Below are 18,232 nucleotides of genomic sequence, written 5' to 3' on the forward strand. Positions count from 1 at the left end.
TAAGGCGCACGAATGCGACTGCACATTTCGACTTTGCAAATCTATTTTTACAAAAGTTACAATTTGACTCTACCACTGGGCCAATTTTGTCGCAGGTTGTGGGACATCCGTGACCAGCCGTCAGATATGGGCCGCAATATCCATCGGTTCCTGTTGCAGCACGTGGCTCGCAAGCAGCATCCGTTCGATTTCGCCGACGGCTTCCGCGACAGAACTTGTGGCAGTGTCGAGCGCGAGTTCGGCGGCGGAGGGCGGCTGGTAATCGGTGCCGGTGCCGGTGAATCCGGGCAGGCCGCCCGCCCGCGCCTTGGCGTAATGGCCTTTCGGATCGCGGCTTTCGCAAACCTCGGCGGGGGTCGACACATAGATCTCGCGGAAGAGATCGTCGGCGATGCGCCGGGCCTGGGCGCGATCTTCCGCGGCCGGCGAGACCGCTGCGACGATGGCGATGTGACCGTTGCGGGCAAGGTGAGCCGCGACCTCGGCGAGACGGCGGATGTTTTCGCGCCGGTCGTCGGCGGAAAATCCGAGATCGCTGTTGAGCCCTGCGCGCAGCGTGTCGCCGTCGAGCAATATCGCGGAGCCGCCGCGGCTGAACAGCCTGCGCTCCAGCGCGAGCGCAAGCGTCGACTTGCCGGCGCCGGGCAGGCCGGTGAACCACAGCACCGCGCCCGCGTGATGATGGCGCGCGGCCCGCTCTTCCGGCTGCAGGGCGGATTCCACCGGCACGATGTCGACCGGGACCGCGCGTTGCCCGGTATCGATGCTGAGCACGAGGCCGCCGCCCGCGATCCGGCCGCCGACTTCGATGACCAGCCGCCCGTTGCGCGGATTGTCGGCATAAGGGTCGGCGGCAGCGGGTCTGGCAAGCGACAGATCGATTTCACCGACATGGTTGCGCGCAATCGACGTGCTCGCGATGCCTGTCAGTTCTCCGGGGTCGACCGCCTTCTCGATGGCGACCACTGTGGCGCGGCTCTCCATCGTGCCGATGCGCACGAGAACCGTATCGCCGGTCTTCAGCGCCGTCTCGTGCAGCCAGAAGATGCGGGCGTGCAGGCGGCGCGTGTCGCGCGGTGCCGTCGCCGTGTGCGCGATGACGTCGCCGCGCTCGAGAAATAGTTCGCGGTCCAGCGTGATGCCGACCGAGCGGCCAGCACCTTGTGGTCCACTCAGCGGCGTCTGCGGCCAACTTTCGACGGTCTTGATCTTCGCGATCTTGCCTGCGGGCATGATGACGATCTCGTCGCCGGGCGAAAGCCGCCCTGCCTCGATGCGGCCCGCAATGATGCGGCGGTCGTCGAATTTGTAGATTGCCTGCACCGGCAGGCGCAGCGGCAATTCGGTGAGGGCGCGTGTCGGCGTCAGCGTGTCGAGCGCGCCGACGACCGTCGGACCCTTGTACCAGCTGATCCGCGGTGTGTTGTGCGCGACGCCATCGCCATCGCGCGCGGAAATCGGAATCACGGCGGTTGGCGTCACGCCGAGCCCGGTGAGATGTTCGCTGATCTCGCGTTTGATCTCGTCGAAACGCGCTTCGCTGAAATCGACGCGATCCATCTTGTTGATGACGACGCAGACCTGTTTCACGCCGAGCAGATGCAACAGATAGCCGTGGCGGCGGGTCTGGTCGCGCACGCCTTCGAGCGCGTCGATGATCAGCACGGCGGCGTCGGCCTGCGACGCGCCGGTGATCATGTTGCGCAGGAATTCCGCGTGGCCGGGCGCGTCGATCAGAACGATGTCGCGCGACGGCGTGCGAAAACGAATCTGCGTGGTGTCGATGGTGATGCCCTGGTCGCGCTCGGTCTGCAGCGCGTCGAGCAGGAACGACCATTCGAACGGCATACCACGCCGTGCGCTGACGGCCTTCAGCATTTCGAGTTTGCCGTCCGGCAGGCTGCCGGTCTCATGCAGCAGGCGGCCGACAAGGGTCGATTTGCCGTGATCGACGTGGCCGACGATGACGATGCTGACTTGCGGGCGCTCGCCACTCGAGGCATGCGGAACGGTGGACGGAGAAACAAGAATGGTCATGGCGTTGCTCCCGCTTCACAGATAGCCGGCGACACGCAGTCGCTCGAAGGCATCTTCGGTCTCGTGATCGAGCGCGCGGCCGGCGCGCTCCGGCACCTTGGTGCTGTGCAGTTCGGCGAGAATCTCGGGGATGCTCGTCGCATGCGAGGCAACGGGATGAGTGATGTCCTGATCGCCGAGCGAGCGATAGCGTTTGCCGTCCTTCGCGAGATAAAGCGGGATTATCGGAATGTTCTCGCGCTGGGTGTAGGCCCAGATGTCGGTCTCGGTCCAATGCAGGATCGGATGGATGCGCAGATGCGCGCCGGTCGGCACTGAGGCGTTGAAATGATCCCAGAATTCCGGCGGCTGGTCGCGCACGTCCCATCCACCTTCGGTGCCGCGCGGCGAGAACACGCGTTCCTTGGCGCGGGTGGCTTCCTCATCACGGCGGATGCCGGCGATCAGACCGTCGAAGCCGTACTTTGCGAGTGCGAGCTTGAGGCCTTCGGTCTTGCGCGCGGCGGAGCGGGCTGCCGGCGGCAGCGTGGGATCGACCTCCTCGACCGGCGGGCAGAAATCGATCTTGAGATCGAGGCCCCATTCTTTGGAGTAGTGATCCCGGAAGGCATACATTTCCGGGAATTTCTTCTGCGTGTCGACATGCAGGCAAGGAAACGGCACTTTGCCGAAGAACGCCTTGCGGGCGAGCCAGATCATGACGTTCGAATCCTTGCCGAGCGACCACAGCAAGGCGAGCCGTTTCAGGCGCGCGAACCCTTCCCGAAGAATGTAGATGCTTTGTGCTTCAAGCTCGTCGAGATGGTCCATGCGTCCTCATCGTTGGTTGCTACTCCGATCCCGGGGCCAGCTTGACGCGCAGGCCGTCGATCTCGGGAGTCATCAGGATCTGGCAGGCAAGTCGTGAATTCGGTTCGACAAAGAACGCCCCGTCGAGCATGTCGATTTCCTCGTCGGTCGGCGGTACGAGGCGCCCGACCCACTCCGGGTCGACATAGACGTGGCAGGTGGCGCAGGCGCAGGCGCCGCCGCACTCGGCCTTGATCGAGAGGCCCCAATCACGGATGACCTCCATGACGCGCCAGCCGTCCAGACTCTCCAGTTTGTGCTCTTGGCCGTCGCGGTCTTCGACAAGAAGATACATTTCCCTTGTTTCACTGGTTGGGGAGGCGAAAATTCTTCGTCAGGATCGATTTGTAGTAGAATTAAATTCTATGTTGTGTATTTTGAAGATACATATATAGAAATAAATTCTAGTCAATCCCAGAATTCGAGCTCCGAGTTGTCATGCGCTTCCTGCCGATCTTTCTCGACCTTCAAACCGGGCCCGTTCTTCTTGTGGGCGCAGGGGATCTGGTGCGGGCAAAGCTGCGGCTGCTGTTGTCAGCGGGAGCGCGGGTGAGATGGTTTGCCGTGGATGGCGACTACGACGCCGGTCTCGATAGCGAGGCTGTCGGCCGGGTCGAACGCGCCGGCGATCCTTTAACAGCCGACCTGAATGGTGTCATTGCCATTCTCTGCGCCGGGGCGGGGGAGTTGGGCGAAAACGTGGCAAGGCGCGCACGGGCGGTCGGCATTCCCGTTAACGTCATGGACGATCTCACGCATTCGACCTTCATTTTCCCCGCCATCGTTGATCGCGGCGATGTCGTTGTCGCGGTCGGCACGGGCGGCAGTTCGCCGGTGGTGGCGCGGCGCGTGCGCGAGAAGATCGAAAGCATTCTGCCCGCGCGCATCGGCGACCTCGCGGGGTTCATTGGTCGTTGGCGCAAGCCGATGCAGACGCGATTGCCCGAGATGTCCGATCGGCGGAAATTCTGGGAACGCATTGTCGATGGGCCGATTGGCGCGCTTGTTCTGTCTGGACGCGAAAGCGAAGCCGAGCATGCGCTGAATGCGATCGAAGATCCTGTCGCCTTCACATCTGAACGCGGCCTCGTCACGTTGGTCGGCGCAGGGCCGGGCGATCCCGATTTGCTGACGGTGAAGGCGCTGCGCGCGCTGCAGGATGCAGACGTGATTTTCTACGACGATCTGGTGTCACCCGAGGTGCTTGATCGCGCGCGCCGTGATGCTGCCCGAATTTCGGTCGGTCGCCGTATCGGCAAGCCGGGCATCGGGCAGGAGGCTACCAACAGGTTGATGATCGAGGCCGCGCGCGAGGGCAAACGCGCCGTTCGCCTCAAGGGGGGCGATTCCTTCATTTTCGGTCGCGGCGGCGAGGAGATCGCGGCGCTGCGCGAAGCGGGTGTGGCTTACGCCGTCGTTCCGGGCGTCACCGCTGGCATAGGAGCGGCGGCGCAATTCGAGGTGCCGCTGACGTTCCGCAAGAAGGCCACGCGCATTACCTTCCTCACGGCGCACAAGACTCATGATGCCGAGATAGTGGACTGGTCGCTGCTAACAGACGTCGCGATGACGGTGGTGGTTTACATGGGTATCACCGCGGCGCCTGCGATCCGCGCGGGAATGCTGGCCGCGGGCCGCTCGCCGAATACGCCAGTCGGTGTGTTCGCGCGTGTGACGCGGCCGGATGCGAAGGCCGTGGTCGGCACGCTCGACCAGCTTCCAGACCTCGTCACGCAGGTGGAGAACGGCCCTGCGATCCTCATCATCGGAGATGTTGTGTCGCGCTCGCTGCCGTGGCGGCGTTCGGATTTCGATCGGCTGGCCGCCAGCCTGATGGAGAAAGTCGAGTGACGGCATTGGATATGAAAGTTGCAGATGTAGCAGCGTTGGACGCGCGATTGAACGATGCTTCGCCTGCGGACATTATCCGCGCGGCGCTCGATGCGGTCGGGCGCGACAAGCTCGCGCTGGTGTCGTCGTTCGGCACGGAATCGGCGGCGCTGTTGAAGTTCGCAGCCGATGTTGATCCCGCGATCCCGGTGATCTTTCTCGACACCGGCTGGCTGTTCGAGGAAACGCTTGCCTATCGCAACACGCTGATCGAGCATCTCGGCCTGACCGACGTGCGCACGATCCATCCTCTGACCGAGGATGTCGCGCGGCAGGATGCGGATCGCGAATTGTGGCTGACCGATCCGGATCGGTGCTGTCATCTGCGCAAGGTTGAGCCGCTGACGCGCGCGCTGGCGCCATTCGAAGCGTGGCTTAATGGCCGCAAGCGATTTCAGGGCGGAGCACGCGCCGCCATTCCTGTCGTTGAGATCGAGGGTGCTCGGCTGAAATTCAATCCGCTGGCGAATGTGACGGCAGAGGAATTGAAGGCGCTTTATGCTGACGCGAAGTTGCCGCAGCATCCTTTGGTCGCGTCAGGATTCGCATCTGTGGGATGCATGCCGTGCTCGAGTCGAAGTGCGCCGGGTGAAGACGCGCGGGCCGGTCGCTGGCGCGGAAAAGCGAAGACAGAATGCGGCATCCACGTTGCGAAGACTTGATAGCACGTTCGTTGCGCATCGCATCAAACAAAGAAATCCCGTTTCGTTGACGTAAGTACGTGAGTTTCGGACTGTAGCTCCATCGCTGATGACGCTTTGTCGTCAGTTCGAATGGAGATTTGAATGATCCGTCGTACTCTACTTGCGCTCGCGGGATTCGTGATTGCGGGCACCGCGCATGCCGCCGATTATTCGTTGCTGAATGTATCGTATGACCCGACGCGCGAGCTCTACGTCGACTTCAACAAGTCCTTCGCGGCTGCCTATCAGAAGGAAACCGGCAAGACCGTCGAGATCAAGCAGTCGCACGGTGGCTCGGGATCGCAGGCGCGTTCGGTGATCGACGGCCTGCAGGCGGACGTTGTGACGCTTGCGCTCGCCTATGACATCGATGCCATTGCCAATAAGGGAGCGCTAAAAAAGGACTGGCAGAAGAGCCTGCCGCAGAATTCCTCGCCCTATACCTCGACTATTGTCTTTCTTGTTCGCAAGGGGAATCCGAAGGCGATCAAGGACTGGGATGACCTCGTTAAGTCCGGCGTGAGCGTAATTACGCCGAACCCGAAGACGTCTGGCGGCGCGCGCTGGAATTATCTCGCGGCCTGGGGCTATGCGCTGAAGAAATACGGCTCCGAGGACAAGGCGCGCGAGTTCGTCGCCAACATCTACAAGAACGTGCCCGTGCTCGATACCGGTGCGCGCGGTTCGACCGTGACATTCGTCGAACGCGGCGTGGGCGACGTGCTGCTTGCCTGGGAAAATGAAGCGTATCTCGCCGTGAAGGAGTTCGGTGCGGATAAGTTCGAGATCGTGGCGCCATCGGTCTCCATTCTGGCCGAGCCGCCGGTGGCAATTGTCGACAGCGTCGTCGACAAGAAGGGGACGCGCGCCGTTGCCGAGGCCTATCTGAAGCACTGGTACACGCCGGAAGGTCAGGAGATCGCTGCGCGCAATTTCTACCGGCCGCGCGATCCGGCGGTTGCGAAGAAGTTCGAGACAAACTTCGCCAAGGTTGACCTGTTCACCATCGACGACGTGTTCGGCGGCTGGACCAAGGCGCAGAAGGATCACTTCGCCGAAGGTGGTGTGTTCGACAAGATCTACAAGAACTGACGAGCGACTGTGAACGAAGGCTGCCGGGCGCACCAGTGCTCGGCAGTCCGGTTTATGAAAGCAAGCGAGGCGCTGTGAGTGTGTTGACGAAACGAAGCGTGTTGCCGGGGTTCGGGTTGACCCTGGGGCTGTCGCTGACGTGGCTTTCGGTTCTAATTCTGCTGCCACTTGCGTGTCTGTTTCTAAAGACCGCGGAGCTCGGCTTTTCCGGGTTCGTCGAGACGGTCACGAGCGGGCGCATCCTTCATGCGCTGTCGGTGTCGTTCGGCATCGCCTTCGCTGCGGCTCTGGTCAATCTCGTGGCGGGTGTCGTCGTGGTCTGGGCGCTGACGCGCTATGATTTCCCCGGCCGCCGTCTGTTCGATGCGATCGTGGATATTCCCTTCGCCCTGCCGACGGCGGTCGCGGGCATCGCGCTGAGTACTTTGTTCGGCACCACTGGCTGGCTTGGCGCGCCGCTGGCTGCGCTCGGGATCAAGGTGGCCTTCACGCCGCTCGGCATTTTCGTGGCGATGATCTTCATCGGCATTCCGTTTGTCGTGCGCACTGTGCAGCCGGTACTGGCCGATCTGGAACCAGAGCTTGAGGAGGCCGCAAGCAGCCTCGGTGCACGGCGCTGGCAGGTCATCACGAGAGTCATATTGCCGAGTCTGACACCGGCCATTCTCACTGGCTTCGCGCTCGCTTTCGCGCGCGCGGTCGGTGAGTACGGCTCGGTGATTTTTATCGCGGGCAATCTGCCGAACGTGTCGGAAATCGCGCCGCTGCTGATCGTGATCCGGCTGTCCGAATTCCGCTATGCCGATGCAACGGCGATCGCGGTCGTCATGCTGGTTGCCGCTTTCCTGATCATTTTTGTCATCAACCGCATTCAGCGCTGGGCCCAGACCCGCGGCGCCGCAGGTTACTGAAATGAGCGATTTTGTTCTCACCTCAAGCCAGGTTCTGCCGTTGGCGCGCCCCGATGCACGCTCGGAGCCGCGCGTTCTGCGCTTCCTCGTCATCGCTTTTGCGATCGGGTTTCTCTCGATCTTCGTGCTGTTGCCCTTGGTGCTGGTCTTCGTCACCGCGCTGGCTAAGGGCGTATTGGCCTATTTCGATGCGCTTAGCGGCCCCGAGACGCTGTCGGCGATTCTTCTGACGTTAACGACGGCGCTAATCTCGGTGAGCGCCAATCTTGTTTTTGGCCTGCTGGCGGCGTGGGCGATTGCCAAGTTCGAGTTCAGAGGCAAGACGCTGCTGATCACGCTGATCGATCTTCCGTTCTCGGTCAGCCCTGTGATCTCAGGTCTTGTTTTTGTGTTGCTGTTTGGCACCCAGGGTCTGTTCGGCGTCTGGCTGCAGCAGCACGGCATTCAGATCCTGTTCGCGACACCGGGCATTGTGCTGGCGACGACGTTTGTCACCTTTCCGTTCGTTGCGCGCGAATTGATTCCGCTGATGCAGGAGCAGGGCACGCAGGAGGAGGAGGCTGCGATCTCGCTTGGCGCGTCCGGGCTCCAGACATTTTTCCGCGTCACCGTTCCCAATATCAAATGGGGCATTCTGTACGGCGTGCTGTTGTGCAACGCGCGGGCGATGGGCGAGTTCGGCGCGGTTTCGGTGGTGTCCGGCCATATCCGCGGCGAGACCAACACGATGCCGCTGCTCGTGGAGATTTTATACAACGAGTATCAGCTCGTTGCGGCCTTTGCCGTCGCCTCGCTGCTGGCGCTGCTGGCGCTGGTGACGCTGGTCGCCAAGACCATCCTCGAAGGACATTTGGAAGGACAACCCGCAAGTGACGATTGATGTTCGTAACCTCGTCAAACGCTTCGGCGCGTTCAAGGCGCTCGACGATGTCAGCCTTAGAGTGGACGATGGCGAGCTGCTGGCGCTGCTCGGCCCATCCGGCTCCGGCAAGACCACGCTTTTGCGCATCATCGCGGGGCTCGACTGGCCTGATGCAGGATCGGTGCGGTTCGATGGCAACGATGCGCTCGCGCGTGGCGCGGGCGAGCGCAATGTTGGTTTCGTCTTCCAGCACTACGCGCTGTTCCGCCATATGACCGTATTCGAGAATGTCGCCTTCGGCCTGCGGGTGCAGCCGCGCGCGGTGCGCCCGAGCGAAGAGTCCATTCGACGGCGCGTGAAGGAATTGCTCGATCTCGTTCAACTGGACTGGCTGTCCGACCGTTATCCCGCGCAACTGTCGGGCGGCCAGCGTCAGCGCATCGCGTTGGCGCGCGCGCTGGCGATCGAGCCGCGCATCCTGCTGCTTGATGAGCCGTTCGGCGCGCTCGATGCCAAGGTGCGGAAGGAACTGCGGCGTTGGCTGCGCCAGTTGCATGACGAGATTCATGTCACGTCGATTTTCGTCACTCACGACCAGGAGGAGGCATTGGAAGTCGCCAACCGTGTGGTGGTGATGGACAAGGGCAGGATCGAGCAGGTCGGCTCGCCGGACGACGTGTATGACAATCCCGCCAGCGCCTTCGTGCATGGCTTTATCGGCGAATCGATCGTGCTGCCTGTGCAGGTCGTCGATGGGCAGGTTCGTCTCGGCGAGACGACCCTCGCGCTGGATGCGCAAGGCAGTGTTGCGGGGCCTTCGAAACTGTTCATCCGCCGTCACGATGTCGCAGTCGGTGCGGCGGGCAGCGGGCTTCTCGAGGGTGACGTCAGGCATGTGCGCACCTTCGGGCCGACGCAGCGGGCCGATATCGCGCTGCATGTGGGGGGTGGGGAGACCGTGATTGAGATTGATGCGCCGCGTGACCGTGGGCTGAAATCGGGAGATGTGGTGGGGCTTCAGCCGCGCCGGTTCCGTATTTTCGCTGAGGCCTGAATCAGCGGCCAAAAGGAAGCTTCCGTCCGGGGAAATCGTCGCCGCGTTCACCTTTCAGCCATTGTTCCTGTGCAACAACGGCCTCTTCGAGGGGCCTTTGCACATATGTTACGAATTGCCGCCGCCATTCTGGGATTGCTGGTGCTCGCCGGTTGTGCCGGGAACGAGGTTTCGACCGAACAGCCGTCGTTTTACGTCAGCATGGCCAATCCCAATGCCAAGCTCGATGCCGTTGCGGCGGCCTCGATGATCTCCCAATACCGTCAGAACAACGGCCTTGGCGCGGTGACGATCGATTCCGAATTAATGGCGGCCGCTGAGACCCAGTCGCGTGCTATGGCCGGGAAGAACAAGCTTGATCACGATGTCGCAGCGCCGTTCGGTAAGCGCGTGAAGGCCTCGGGCTTCAATGCCGCGAAGGCGGTCGAGAATATTTCCGCTGGCTACCACACCATGGCGGAAGCGTTTTCCGGCTGGCGTGACTCGCCCTCGCACCGCGCCAATATGCTGGCCTCCGGCGTGAACAAGATGGGCATCGCCGCGGTCTATGCGCCGAATTCCAAATACAAGGTGTTCTGGACCATGATCCTGGCCGCGCCGGATCGCTAGAGCGTTTTCAAGCGAAGTGGAAACCGGTTCGCGTTAAGAAAACGCGTCAAAAAGATTGCAGTCTGTCCTGCGCTTGTCGGGATTGACGGCGCCTCGATCACGCCCCACGTTCTCCGCGACATTCTTCAGGACGCAGGAGCACGCAATGACTTCCCTGGCAGGCAAGGCCGCCGTCATCACCGGATCGACCAGCGGTATCGGTCTCGCTTACGCGCGCACTTTAGCCAAAGCAGGCGCGAATATCGTGCTCAACGGCATGGGTGAGCCCGCCGACATCGAAAAGGAACGCTCCGGCATCGAGCGCGAATTCGGCGTGAAGGCGGTGCATTCGCCTGCCGATATGACAAAGCCTGCCGAGATCGCCGAAATGGTCGCGCTGGGGGAAAAGACTTTCGGCTCGGTCGACATTCTCATCAACAATGCCGGTATTCAGTTCGTCTCTCCAGTTGAGGAATTTCCGCTCGGCAAATGGGACGCGATTATTGCCATCAATCTGTCATCTGCCTTTCATGCGATCCACGCCGCTGTGCCTGGTATGAAGAAGCGCGGCTGGGGCCGCATCATCAATACCGCGTCGGCGCATTCGCTGGTGGCCTCGCCCTTCAAGTCGGCCTATGTCGCGGCCAAGCACGGCATCGCGGGCCTGACCAAGACCGTGGCGCTGGAGCTTGCGACCTTCAAGATCACCTGTAACGCGATCAGCCCCGGCTATGTCTGGACGCCGCTGGTCGAGCGACAGATCCCCGACACCATGAAGGCGCGCAACATGACCAAAGATCAGGTCATCAAGGACGTGATGCTGCTGGCGCAGCCGACCAAGGAATTCGTGACGTCCGAACAGGTCGCGGCCCTTGCGCTCTATCTGTGCGGCGACGATGCGAGCCAGATCACCGGCGCCAATCTGTCGATCGACGGCGGATGGACGGCGGCGTAGCCGTTCGACAAGCCCGCTCTCAGGAGGAGGCCTGCCGTCCGCCGAAGACGAGGACGTGCAGGCCGAGCTTGCGCTTGGTGAGCGCGAACAGAACGATGCTTTCAAAAACCAGCGCGGTCGAGGTTGCGGCAGCGGCTCCATAGCCGCCGTAGCGCGGCACCAGGATCACGCACAGCACGATATTCACGACAAATGCACTCGCATAGGCCAGCGCGCAGGTGTTCTGATTGCCGCTCATGTTCAGAAGCCGCTCGACCGGCCCGATCGCCGCGCGTGAGATCAGCCCGATCGCGGCAACGAACATAATGCCGTAACCGGCGGTGAATTGCGGTCCGAACAGCCACAGCAGCGGCTCGCCAAATGCCAGCAGCACCAGCGTCGCCGCAAGCGAAGGCCAGAATGTCCATTTGATCGCGTGCGTGACATAGGCCGAGAGTCGTTCGGTGTCGCCGCTCGTATAATATTCAGTGAAGCGATGCGCGGTCGTCGCGGACATCGCGTAGTGAATGAACGATACCAGTGCGAGTGTCTTCACCACCGCGAAGTAGATGCCGACTTCTTCAGCGGATCTGTACTGCTGCAGCACCAGAATATCGATGTGGGATAACAGCAGAAAAAAACCTTCCACCATCATGATGGGAAGCGACAGCTTGAGCCAGTTCGGAATCTCATAAGCGCGCGGGCCGGGGGCCACACTGCCGCGCAGACGACGATTCAGCACGATCATTTGCCCGATCATCGCAACCCACACCGCGGCGGCGCTGATAAGGGTCGCTGCGGTCGCACCGAGATGCAGCCCGAGTGCGACCATGCCTGTCGTGAAGGCGATGATCAGCGTCTGGCGGACGATGAATTGCGGCATCAGGCCGAGCCGTATCCAGTCGTGCGAGCGCGCGATGCCGTCCTGCATGTTGGCGACCACGAAAGCCGGCAGAATCAGGCAGCCGATGTAAAGCGGTGTCGGCAGGTTTGCTTCCAGCGACGGCGTCAGCAGATAAACGATGCCGGCAAACACAAGAGCCATCACGCTCGACGTGCCGAACACCATCAGGCGACTGCCGGTCAGGAAGCCGCGCAGCAGCGCGTGTTTGCCGCTGCCGCGATACTCGGGGATCAGCTTTTGTGCCGAAACAGAGAGGCCGAAATCGAGCAGACTGCCGATCAGCACCACCCAGGTCCAGACGTAGACGAAGACGCCGTATTCCGAACCGTTCATCCAGCGCGCCAGCAGAATCTGCGACAGGTACGCAAGGCCTGCGCTGAACACGCGAATGACGAACACGGTGCCTGCGAGGCGGTTCGTCAGCGAGGCCTCGCTGGTGCCTCCCAGCGCGCCGCGCAGCCGCTCCAGCCAGTTCGTCGGGCTTTGCGCATCCATGAGGGCCAAAATGATGATCCGTCTGCCGCTTCTGCGGCGATGGCTCGGCCTAGCAAGGATTCGTTAAGATATTGTTGGGCGGCCTATCCGGAGAAACCGCCGTCGGCGAGGAAGGCCGCTTCCTCCGCTGTCGTCTGCCGTCCGAGCATCGCGTTGCGGTGGGGAAAGCGGCCGAATTTGCGAATGATGTCGGCATGGATTTCCGCGAACGCAAGATTGTTTGCATTGCCAAACGCTCGAAACACCTCGATGCAGCGAAGCTGATCCTTCGGGTCTTCCGAATGCATCAGCGGCATGTAGACGAACGCGCGAAGGTCTGGGCCGATGCGTTGGTCCATGCCCAGTTCGATGGCGCGCTTGGTGAGCGCAAGCGCCTGCGGATCGGTCGCGAAAGCCTCGGCACTGCTGCGAAACATGTTTCGCGGAAACTGATCGAGCACGATGATGAGCGCCAGCATGCCTTCGGGCGTTTTCATCCAATCGGCATGCTGACCGTTGCGTGCGTCCTGCCACAAGGTCTGAAACCGCTCGCGTACTTCGGCGTCGAAATCCGCGTTCGCCTTGAACCAGCGGTCTTCTCCAGCATTCCGCCAGAACGAGATGATGTCATCGGGAGAAAACGAGGTCGTCATCGCTTGGTCTTCGCCATTTCTTCATCGCGCAGCGCACGGCGCAGGATCTTTCCGACATTGGATTTGGGTAGCTCGTCGCGGAATTCGATGCGCTTCGGCGCCTTGTAGTGGCTGAGTTGGTCCAAAGCGAAGGCGTGCAGCGCTTGTTCGGTCAAATGAGGGTCCTTCCTCACCACGAATGCTTTCACCACCTCACCGGACTTCCCATCCGGTGCGCCGATCACCGCGCATTCCCGCACGCCGGGGTGGCTGGCGAGCACTTCCTCGACCTCGTTCGGGTAGACGTTGAAACCGGACACGAGGATCATGTCTTTCTTCCGGTCCACGATCCGCAGATAACCCTCCGGCGATAACATGCCGATGTCACCTGTGCGAAAGAATCCATCCGGCGAAATCGCCTTTGCGGTCTCGTCGGGCTTATTCCAGTAACCCTGCATAATCTGAGGGCCGTTCGCGCAAACCTCACCGCGCTCGCCGATCGGCACTTCATTGTCGGCATCGTCGCGTATCGAGATCGTTGTCGACGGCAACGGCAACCCGACCGTGCCGTTGAAGTCGTCGATGTTGGACGGATTGCAGGTCAACACTGGCGATGTTTCGGACAGACCGTAGCCTTCCGCGATGGCGCAGCCGGTGCGCTTCTTCCATTCCTCGGCGACCGTGCGCTGCACGGCCATGCCGCCGCCTGCGCAGGCGATCAGATGTGTGAAATCGATGTCATCGAATCCGGGCGTATTGAGCAGCGCGTTGTAGAGCGTGTTCACCGCTGGCAGGCTGTGGATGCGGTACTGCTTCAATTCCTTGATGAAGCCTGGAATGTCGCGCGGGTTGGGGATCAGCAGGCTGGCCCCGCCCGCGCGCAATGTCAGCAGGAAGCAGGCGCTCAGCGCGAAGATATGATAGAGCGGCAGCGCGCAGACTTGAAGAAACTGGCCTTCGATATGCTTCTTCTTCAAGGCGGGCTGCAGCCAGGCGTCGTTCTGCAGCACGTTGGCGACGATGTTGCGATGAAGCAGCACGGCGCCCTTGGCGATGCCGGTGGTGCCGCCGGTGTATTGCAGGAAAGCGATATCGTCAGGGGCGAGCGCCGGCTTCTTGAATGCAAGGCTGCGCCCGCGCGCCAATGCTTCGTTGAACGGTACTGCGCCGGAGAGCGAGAACGCGGGCACCAGTTTTTTGACGTGCCGCACGACGAAATTGACGATCCTGCCCTTGAAACCCATCAGGTCGCCGAGTGTTGCCACGATGATGTGACGCACCGGCGTGACGGCCAGCGCTTTCTCCAGCGTGTGGGCGAAATTTTCCAGCACGATGATGGCGTCAGCGCCGCTGTCCTTGAGTTGCACTTCAAGCTCGCGCGGCGTGTAGAGCGGGTTGATGTTCACCACGACGTAGCCCGCGCGCAGGATCGCGGTGGAGGCGATCGGGTGCTGCAGCACGTTCGGCATCATCACCCCGATGCGCGCGCCCTTGGGCAGGCCAAGACTCTGGAAATAGGCGGCGAGCGCTGCGGAGAATTCGTCGTAGTCCCGGTAGCTCAGCGACTTCCCCATGCAGGTGAAGGCGGTGCGGCCGGCGAAGGCCGTCATGCTTTCCTCGATCAGGTCGACAAGCGAGGCGTAACGGCTCGCATCAATATCCGCCGGCACGCCGGGCGGATAGCTTTTGAGCCAGATACGTTCCATGACATCTCCCGAAATCAGCGCAGCTATTGCGCGCGCAAGTATCGGAGAGCGGCTGCATCAACGCAAGACACAGCATGTGCGTCGTCAGGATGCGCACCGAACATTTTGCCGCGCCGTCTTGTGTTGCGGCGAAAGTGTCGCGTTGTCAGGTTTTGGGAGCAGAGTCTTTTTGCGACGTGGTCGGTTTTGCTTTCGGCTTGGCCGAAGCGTTTGCCGCTGGCTTTTTGGCCGGGTGCGCCACCGGTTTCGCGTGAGCTGCAGGTTTTGTGGAAGAATGTGCTGCGGGCTTGGTTGCAGGTTTCACGGCTGGAGCGGCCGATGCAGTGGCGGTGTTTTTCTTGCCCGCGGCTGAGGTCGCCTGTTTCGCTGCTTCCGGTTTATCTGCTGATGCGACCGCAGGTTTGGCATGCTTGTGCGTGCCACGCTTTGCAGCAGTTCGCGCCTTGCGCAGTGCCTTGTTTGCTGCGGCCTGTTTGGCCGTTTCTTCCGCATCGGCCGCAAGCAGGGAGGAGCCTGTTCGCGTCGGCCCGGTATAGACGATGATCGGTTGCGCCTGCACGGCCGGTACCGACAGGATGTCCGATGCCTTGATGTTGACCTGAAGCTTGGCGAGCGCGAAAGCCGGATTCGCGGAATCGCTGTTGTTGTCGAGCGTGATCTGGACGTCGTCGTCCTCGTCTTCGGCGGCAGGACGCTTGCGATGCGGGCCACAGACCTGATCGCGCAGGTTCGGCGGCGCGGCCTCGAGAGGAGGCAGTTGCTCGACCGTGCCGAGAGAGGGTTTCAACCAGGCGAGCTTGCTGCCGCTGAATCCCTTTTCCAGAAGCTGGGCCGCCTTGATCGAGCGCTGCGCCGAGGAGGGTGCGCCAAGCACGACCGCGATCAGATGCTTGTCGTTGCGCGTGGCGCTTGCCACCAGGTTGAAGCCGGAGGCGCAGATGAAGCCGGTCTTCATGCCGTCGGCGCCGGGATAGCGGCCGATCAGCTTGTTGAAGTTCATCGTCACGCGGCGGCCGAATTTGATGCCAGGCAGGTGCGCGAAATATTCGTACTCCGGCAGGTCGCGATAGAACGCGCGCGCGAGAATGCCGATGTCACGCGCCGATGAGATGTGCGCGTCGTCGGGCAGGCCGTTGGGATTGACGAAATGACTCTGCGTCATGCCGAGTTGCCGGGCGGTCTCGTTCATCATCCCCGCAAAGCCATCGATGGAGCCGCCGACGCCTTCGGCGAGCACGACAGCCATGTCGTTCGCCGATTTCACCATCATCATCTTCAGTGCGTTATCGACCGTCACCGTTGTGCCGGCAGGGAAACCCATTTTCGACGGGGCCTGCGCCACCGCGTTCGGCGAAACCGTAAGCAGCGTGTTGAGGCTGATGCGGCCCTGCTTCACCGCCGTCAGCGTCACATAGGCGGTCATGATCTTGGTGAGTGATGCCGGATACCACGGCTGGGTGGCATTCTCCGCCTGCAGCACCTTCCCGGAATTGGCGTCGAACAGCAGATACGCTTCCGCATGTGCGGGCGTGGCCGAGACGTGCAGCGACAACGCGGCGGCGATTGCGATCAGCCACATGCGAAATGCGCCGGAATGGCGAAGCAGAAAATCAGTCACGCTTAAGTCCGGTTCGTTGTGGCGCCGGCGTAGCAGGCAGGCACGTTGCGATGGAGCCGCTCTTTGCGGATGCATGAAAACGGATGGAGCGACGGGCAAACCTATACCGGCTCGGGCGCGAGAGAAAGCCTGTGGACGCTCTTTGGGCAGTCTATCCGCCACGAACTGGGCCAAATTTCGTCGCGGGCCGGTTCCTAGAGTTTCTCGATAGCGATCGGCGGCGCATCGCGATCCGTCTCCTGCACCATGAACTGCGCCCGAGCAAGGTTCGCAAAATATCCGCCGTGCGCAACCAGTTCGTCGAAGGTTCCACTCTCGATCACGCGGCCCTTGTCGAATACGAGAATGCGCGTCGCATCGCGGATGGTGGAGAGGCGATGAGCGATCACGAATGTCGTTCGGCCCTTCATCACAGTGTCGAGAGCGGCGTTAACCTTTGCTTCGGTCACGGCATCGAGCGCGGAGGTCGCTTCGTCCAGAATGAGGATCGGAGGGTTCTTCAGTAGTGCGCGGGCGATCGACAGCCGCTGCCGCTCGCCGCCCGACAGCATGCGCCCACGCTCGCCTGCATTGGTCTCGAATTTCTGCTCGCTGCGTTCGATGAAGTCGAGCGCCTGCGCCCCACGTGCAGCCTCACGCAGTTCATCGTCGGTCGCGTCAGGCTTGCCGACGCGCAGGTTCTCAGCGATCGAGCGGTTGAACAGCAGCGCTTCCTGAAAGACCACGCCGATGTTCCGCCGCAGTGACGCAAGCGTGATGCCGCGAATGTCCATGCCATCGATCTTGATGATGCCGGATTGCGGATCGAACGCGCGGTGCAGCAGCGCGATGGCGGTGGATTTACCCGCGCCGGTTTCTCCGACGAGCGCAATGGTCTGGCCGGGCAGGGCGGTGAACGACACGTCTTCGATCGCGGGACGCTTGCCGTCATAGGAAAATGACACGTCGTTGAATTCGACGAGTCCCTGCAGGCGGCCGGGGTCGATCGCATCCGGCCGGTCGCGCACGGCGGGCACGGCGTCGAGGACGTTGAAATATTCCTGCAGTCGCGGGGCTTCCATGAACACGCTGTTGACGAAGCTGACGACCTGTTCGAGCCGCTGGATCAGCATCGTCGCGAAGGAGACGAACATCACAATCTCGCCGACGCTGGTGAGCCCCCGCTGATGCAGGATGATGCCAACAGTAAAGATCGCGAGCACGGTGATGGTGGTGGAGGCGCGCGTCATCACCGAGACCAGCGCCCACCATGACAACACTGGCATCTGCGCCGCGAGCAGTTTGTTGGCAATGCCGCGCAGCCCCTGCACTTCGGCGTCGACCCGCACGAAGCTCTGCACCAGCGCGACATTGCCGAGCGCATCGGAGGCACGTGCAGAGAGATTGCTGTATTGCTCTTCCACCTCGTTCTGCATGCCGTAGGTCTTCCGCACCACGAGCGTCGTCAGCACGGTAAAGACGATGCACAGCACGAACAGCAGCATCGCGAGACGCCAGTTGATATAGAAGGCGAGCGGCAACAGTACGAGCAGCGACAGCACCGCCGCGAAATGCTCGCGGAAGAACGACAGCCACAGCCGCCACAGCGCGTCGGTGCCTTGCAGCATCACTTTCATCAGCCGGCCCGAATGGGTCCCGGTATGGAAGGTGAGCGGCAACTGCATGATATGGTCGAAGTAGTTCGTCAGCACCGCCTGCCGCTGCCGGTGCGACAGTCGGTCGGCATGCCAGGAGACAGCGGCATTGCATAGGATCGTGAACAGGCCGAATCCGACCCATGCGGCGAGCAGCGGCCACGGGGATTGCGCGGGCAGAAGCGTGGCGGCATGGCCGCCGTCCGGATTGGCGGACAGCACGTCGATGATGCGCCCGAACAGCACCGGCTCGGCGAATTGCGCCGTTGCGAGCAGGAGGTTGGCAAAGGCGAGCACCCAGGCCAGCCGGGCTTCGTCGCCGAGCTGATCGAGAACCCGCAGGTAAAGTCGGATAAGGGCCATG

At 61.7% G+C, this 18,232-nt stretch carries 16 protein-coding genes; 8 read left to right on the forward strand and 8 right to left on the reverse strand.

The features are described 5' to 3' along the window. Positions 1-120: 120 nt before the first annotated feature. Genes cysC through HMPREF9697_RS16555 form a run of 3 tightly spaced genes read right to left on the reverse strand, consistent with a single transcriptional unit; the run spans position 121 to position 3,181 of the window. Entirely contained in the window at positions 121-2,037 is a 1,917-nt protein-coding gene (gene cysC, locus HMPREF9697_RS16545; RefSeq protein WP_002718392.1) for an adenylyl-sulfate kinase, read from the reverse strand. 15 nt (positions 2,038-2,052) lie between these two features. Beyond that, entirely contained in the window at positions 2,053-2,847 is a 795-nt protein-coding gene (gene cysD / locus HMPREF9697_RS16550) for a sulfate adenylyltransferase subunit CysD (protein ID WP_002718393.1), read from the reverse strand. Between the two features lie 19 nt (positions 2,848-2,866). Continuing rightward, positions 2,867-3,181 carry a 2Fe-2S iron-sulfur cluster-binding protein gene (locus HMPREF9697_RS16555; RefSeq protein ID WP_002718394.1) on the reverse strand — a complete coding sequence of 105 codons (315 nt, stop codon included), beginning with the start codon at positions 3,179-3,181 and terminating at the stop codon, positions 2,867-2,869. A gap of 143 nt (positions 3,182-3,324) precedes the next feature. Between HMPREF9697_RS16555 and cysG the strand changes: the two genes are divergently transcribed. From cysG to HMPREF9697_RS16595, 8 genes are all read left to right on the forward strand, one after another. After that, positions 3,325-4,737 carry a siroheme synthase CysG gene (gene cysG, locus HMPREF9697_RS16560; protein ID WP_002718395.1) on the forward strand — a complete coding sequence of 471 codons (1,413 nt, stop codon included), beginning with the start codon at positions 3,325-3,327 and terminating at the stop codon, positions 4,735-4,737. Between the two features lie 11 nt (positions 4,738-4,748). Further along, complete coding sequence (locus tag HMPREF9697_RS16565; RefSeq protein WP_051053950.1) at positions 4,749-5,438, forward strand: phosphoadenylyl-sulfate reductase; 690 nt, start codon at positions 4,749-4,751, stop codon at positions 5,436-5,438. 123 nt (positions 5,439-5,561) lie between these two features. Next, positions 5,562-6,551: a sulfate ABC transporter substrate-binding protein gene (locus HMPREF9697_RS16570; protein ID WP_002718397.1), complete on the forward strand. Its 990-nt coding sequence runs from the start codon at positions 5,562-5,564 to the stop codon at positions 6,549-6,551. Positions 6,552-6,634: 83 nt separating this feature from the next. Next, on the forward strand, positions 6,635-7,462 hold the full coding sequence (gene cysT / locus HMPREF9697_RS16575; protein ID WP_040307988.1) for a sulfate ABC transporter permease subunit CysT: 828 nt from the start codon (positions 6,635-6,637) through the stop codon (positions 7,460-7,462). Between the two features lies 1 nt (position 7,463). Continuing rightward, positions 7,464-8,342 carry a sulfate ABC transporter permease subunit CysW gene (cysW, locus tag HMPREF9697_RS16580; protein WP_002718399.1) on the forward strand — a complete coding sequence of 293 codons (879 nt, stop codon included), beginning with the start codon at positions 7,464-7,466 and terminating at the stop codon, positions 8,340-8,342. After that, positions 8,332-9,378: a sulfate/molybdate ABC transporter ATP-binding protein gene (locus HMPREF9697_RS16585; protein WP_002718400.1), complete on the forward strand. Its 1,047-nt coding sequence runs from the start codon at positions 8,332-8,334 to the stop codon at positions 9,376-9,378. The genes cysW and HMPREF9697_RS16585 overlap by 11 nt, the downstream gene beginning before the upstream one ends. Before the next feature lie 105 nt (positions 9,379-9,483). After that, the gene (locus tag HMPREF9697_RS16590) at positions 9,484-9,987 is read left to right on the forward strand and encodes a CAP domain-containing protein (protein ID WP_002718401.1); all 504 of its coding nucleotides are present in this window, start codon (positions 9,484-9,486) and stop codon (positions 9,985-9,987) included. 145 nt (positions 9,988-10,132) lie between these two features. Beyond that, positions 10,133-10,921, forward strand: coding sequence for a 3-hydroxybutyrate dehydrogenase (locus tag HMPREF9697_RS16595; RefSeq protein WP_002718402.1), 789 nt, complete (start codon positions 10,133-10,135; stop codon positions 10,919-10,921). A 19-nt stretch (positions 10,922-10,940) separates the two neighbouring features. On the opposite strand, the gene HMPREF9697_RS16600 is transcribed toward HMPREF9697_RS16595, so the two are convergent. The 5 genes from HMPREF9697_RS16600 to HMPREF9697_RS16620 form a co-directional block, all read right to left on the reverse strand. Next, the gene (locus tag HMPREF9697_RS16600) at positions 10,941-12,299 is read right to left on the reverse strand and encodes a lipopolysaccharide biosynthesis protein (RefSeq protein WP_002718403.1); all 1,359 of its coding nucleotides are present in this window, start codon (positions 12,297-12,299) and stop codon (positions 10,941-10,943) included. Positions 12,300-12,382: 83 nt separating this feature from the next. Beyond that, positions 12,383-12,931 (reverse strand): DUF924 family protein, encoded by a 549-nt coding sequence (locus HMPREF9697_RS16605; RefSeq protein ID WP_002718404.1) that lies wholly within the window; start codon positions 12,929-12,931, stop codon positions 12,383-12,385. Beyond that, the gene (locus HMPREF9697_RS16610; RefSeq protein WP_002718405.1) at positions 12,928-14,616 is read right to left on the reverse strand and encodes a long-chain-fatty-acid--CoA ligase; all 1,689 of its coding nucleotides are present in this window, start codon (positions 14,614-14,616) and stop codon (positions 12,928-12,930) included. Before HMPREF9697_RS16610 ends, HMPREF9697_RS16605 begins: the two co-directional genes overlap by 4 nt. A 145-nt stretch (positions 14,617-14,761) precedes the next feature. Then, positions 14,762-16,195 carry a serine hydrolase gene (locus HMPREF9697_RS16615; RefSeq protein ID WP_002718406.1) on the reverse strand — a complete coding sequence of 478 codons (1,434 nt, stop codon included), beginning with the start codon at positions 16,193-16,195 and terminating at the stop codon, positions 14,762-14,764. 233 nt (positions 16,196-16,428) lie between these two features. Next, a complete protein-coding gene (locus HMPREF9697_RS16620) occupies positions 16,429-18,231 on the reverse strand; it encodes a glucan ABC transporter ATP-binding protein/ permease (protein ID WP_002718407.1) in 1,803 nt (600 codons plus the stop codon). Between the last annotated feature and the right edge of the window lies 1 nt (position 18,232).

It is taken from the genome of Afipia felis ATCC 53690, from assembly GCF_000314735.2.
Taxonomy (GTDB): domain Bacteria; phylum Pseudomonadota; class Alphaproteobacteria; order Rhizobiales; family Xanthobacteraceae; genus Afipia; species Afipia felis.

Bases quoted from the DNA above. Each gene is read 5' to 3' on its own strand.
- cysW (WP_002718399.1), top strand. From the start codon at position 7,464: ATGAGCGATTTTGTTCTCACCTCAAGCCAGGTTCTGCCGTTGGCGCGC.
- HMPREF9697_RS16565 (WP_051053950.1), top strand. From the start codon at position 4,749: ATGAAAGTTGCAGATGTAGCAGCGTTGGACGCGCGATTGAACGATGCT.
- HMPREF9697_RS16595 (WP_002718402.1), top strand. From the start codon at position 10,133: ATGACTTCCCTGGCAGGCAAGGCCGCCGTCATCACCGGATCGACCAGC.
- HMPREF9697_RS16600 (WP_002718403.1), bottom strand. From the start codon at position 12,299: ATGGATGCGCAAAGCCCGACGAACTGGCTGGAGCGGCTGCGCGGCGCG.
- HMPREF9697_RS16570 (WP_002718397.1), top strand. From the start codon at position 5,562: ATGATCCGTCGTACTCTACTTGCGCTCGCGGGATTCGTGATTGCGGGC.
- cysD (WP_002718393.1), bottom strand. From the start codon at position 2,847: ATGGACCATCTCGACGAGCTTGAAGCACAAAGCATCTACATTCTTCGG.
- HMPREF9697_RS16615 (WP_002718406.1), bottom strand. From the start codon at position 16,195: ATGTGGCTGATCGCAATCGCCGCCGCGTTGTCGCTGCACGTCTCGGCC.
- HMPREF9697_RS16590 (WP_002718401.1), top strand. From the start codon at position 9,484: ATGTTACGAATTGCCGCCGCCATTCTGGGATTGCTGGTGCTCGCCGGT.
- cysC (WP_002718392.1), bottom strand. From the start codon at position 2,037: ATGACCATTCTTGTTTCTCCGTCCACCGTTCCGCATGCCTCGAGTGGC.
- cysG (WP_002718395.1), top strand. From the start codon at position 3,325: ATGCGCTTCCTGCCGATCTTTCTCGACCTTCAAACCGGGCCCGTTCTT.
- HMPREF9697_RS16605 (WP_002718404.1), bottom strand. From the start codon at position 12,931: ATGACGACCTCGTTTTCTCCCGATGACATCATCTCGTTCTGGCGGAAT.
- HMPREF9697_RS16610 (WP_002718405.1), bottom strand. From the start codon at position 14,616: ATGGAACGTATCTGGCTCAAAAGCTATCCGCCCGGCGTGCCGGCGGAT.
- HMPREF9697_RS16620 (WP_002718407.1), bottom strand. From the start codon at position 18,231: ATGGCCCTTATCCGACTTTACCTGCGGGTTCTCGATCAGCTCGGCGAC.
- HMPREF9697_RS16555 (WP_002718394.1), bottom strand. From the start codon at position 3,181: ATGTATCTTCTTGTCGAAGACCGCGACGGCCAAGAGCACAAACTGGAG.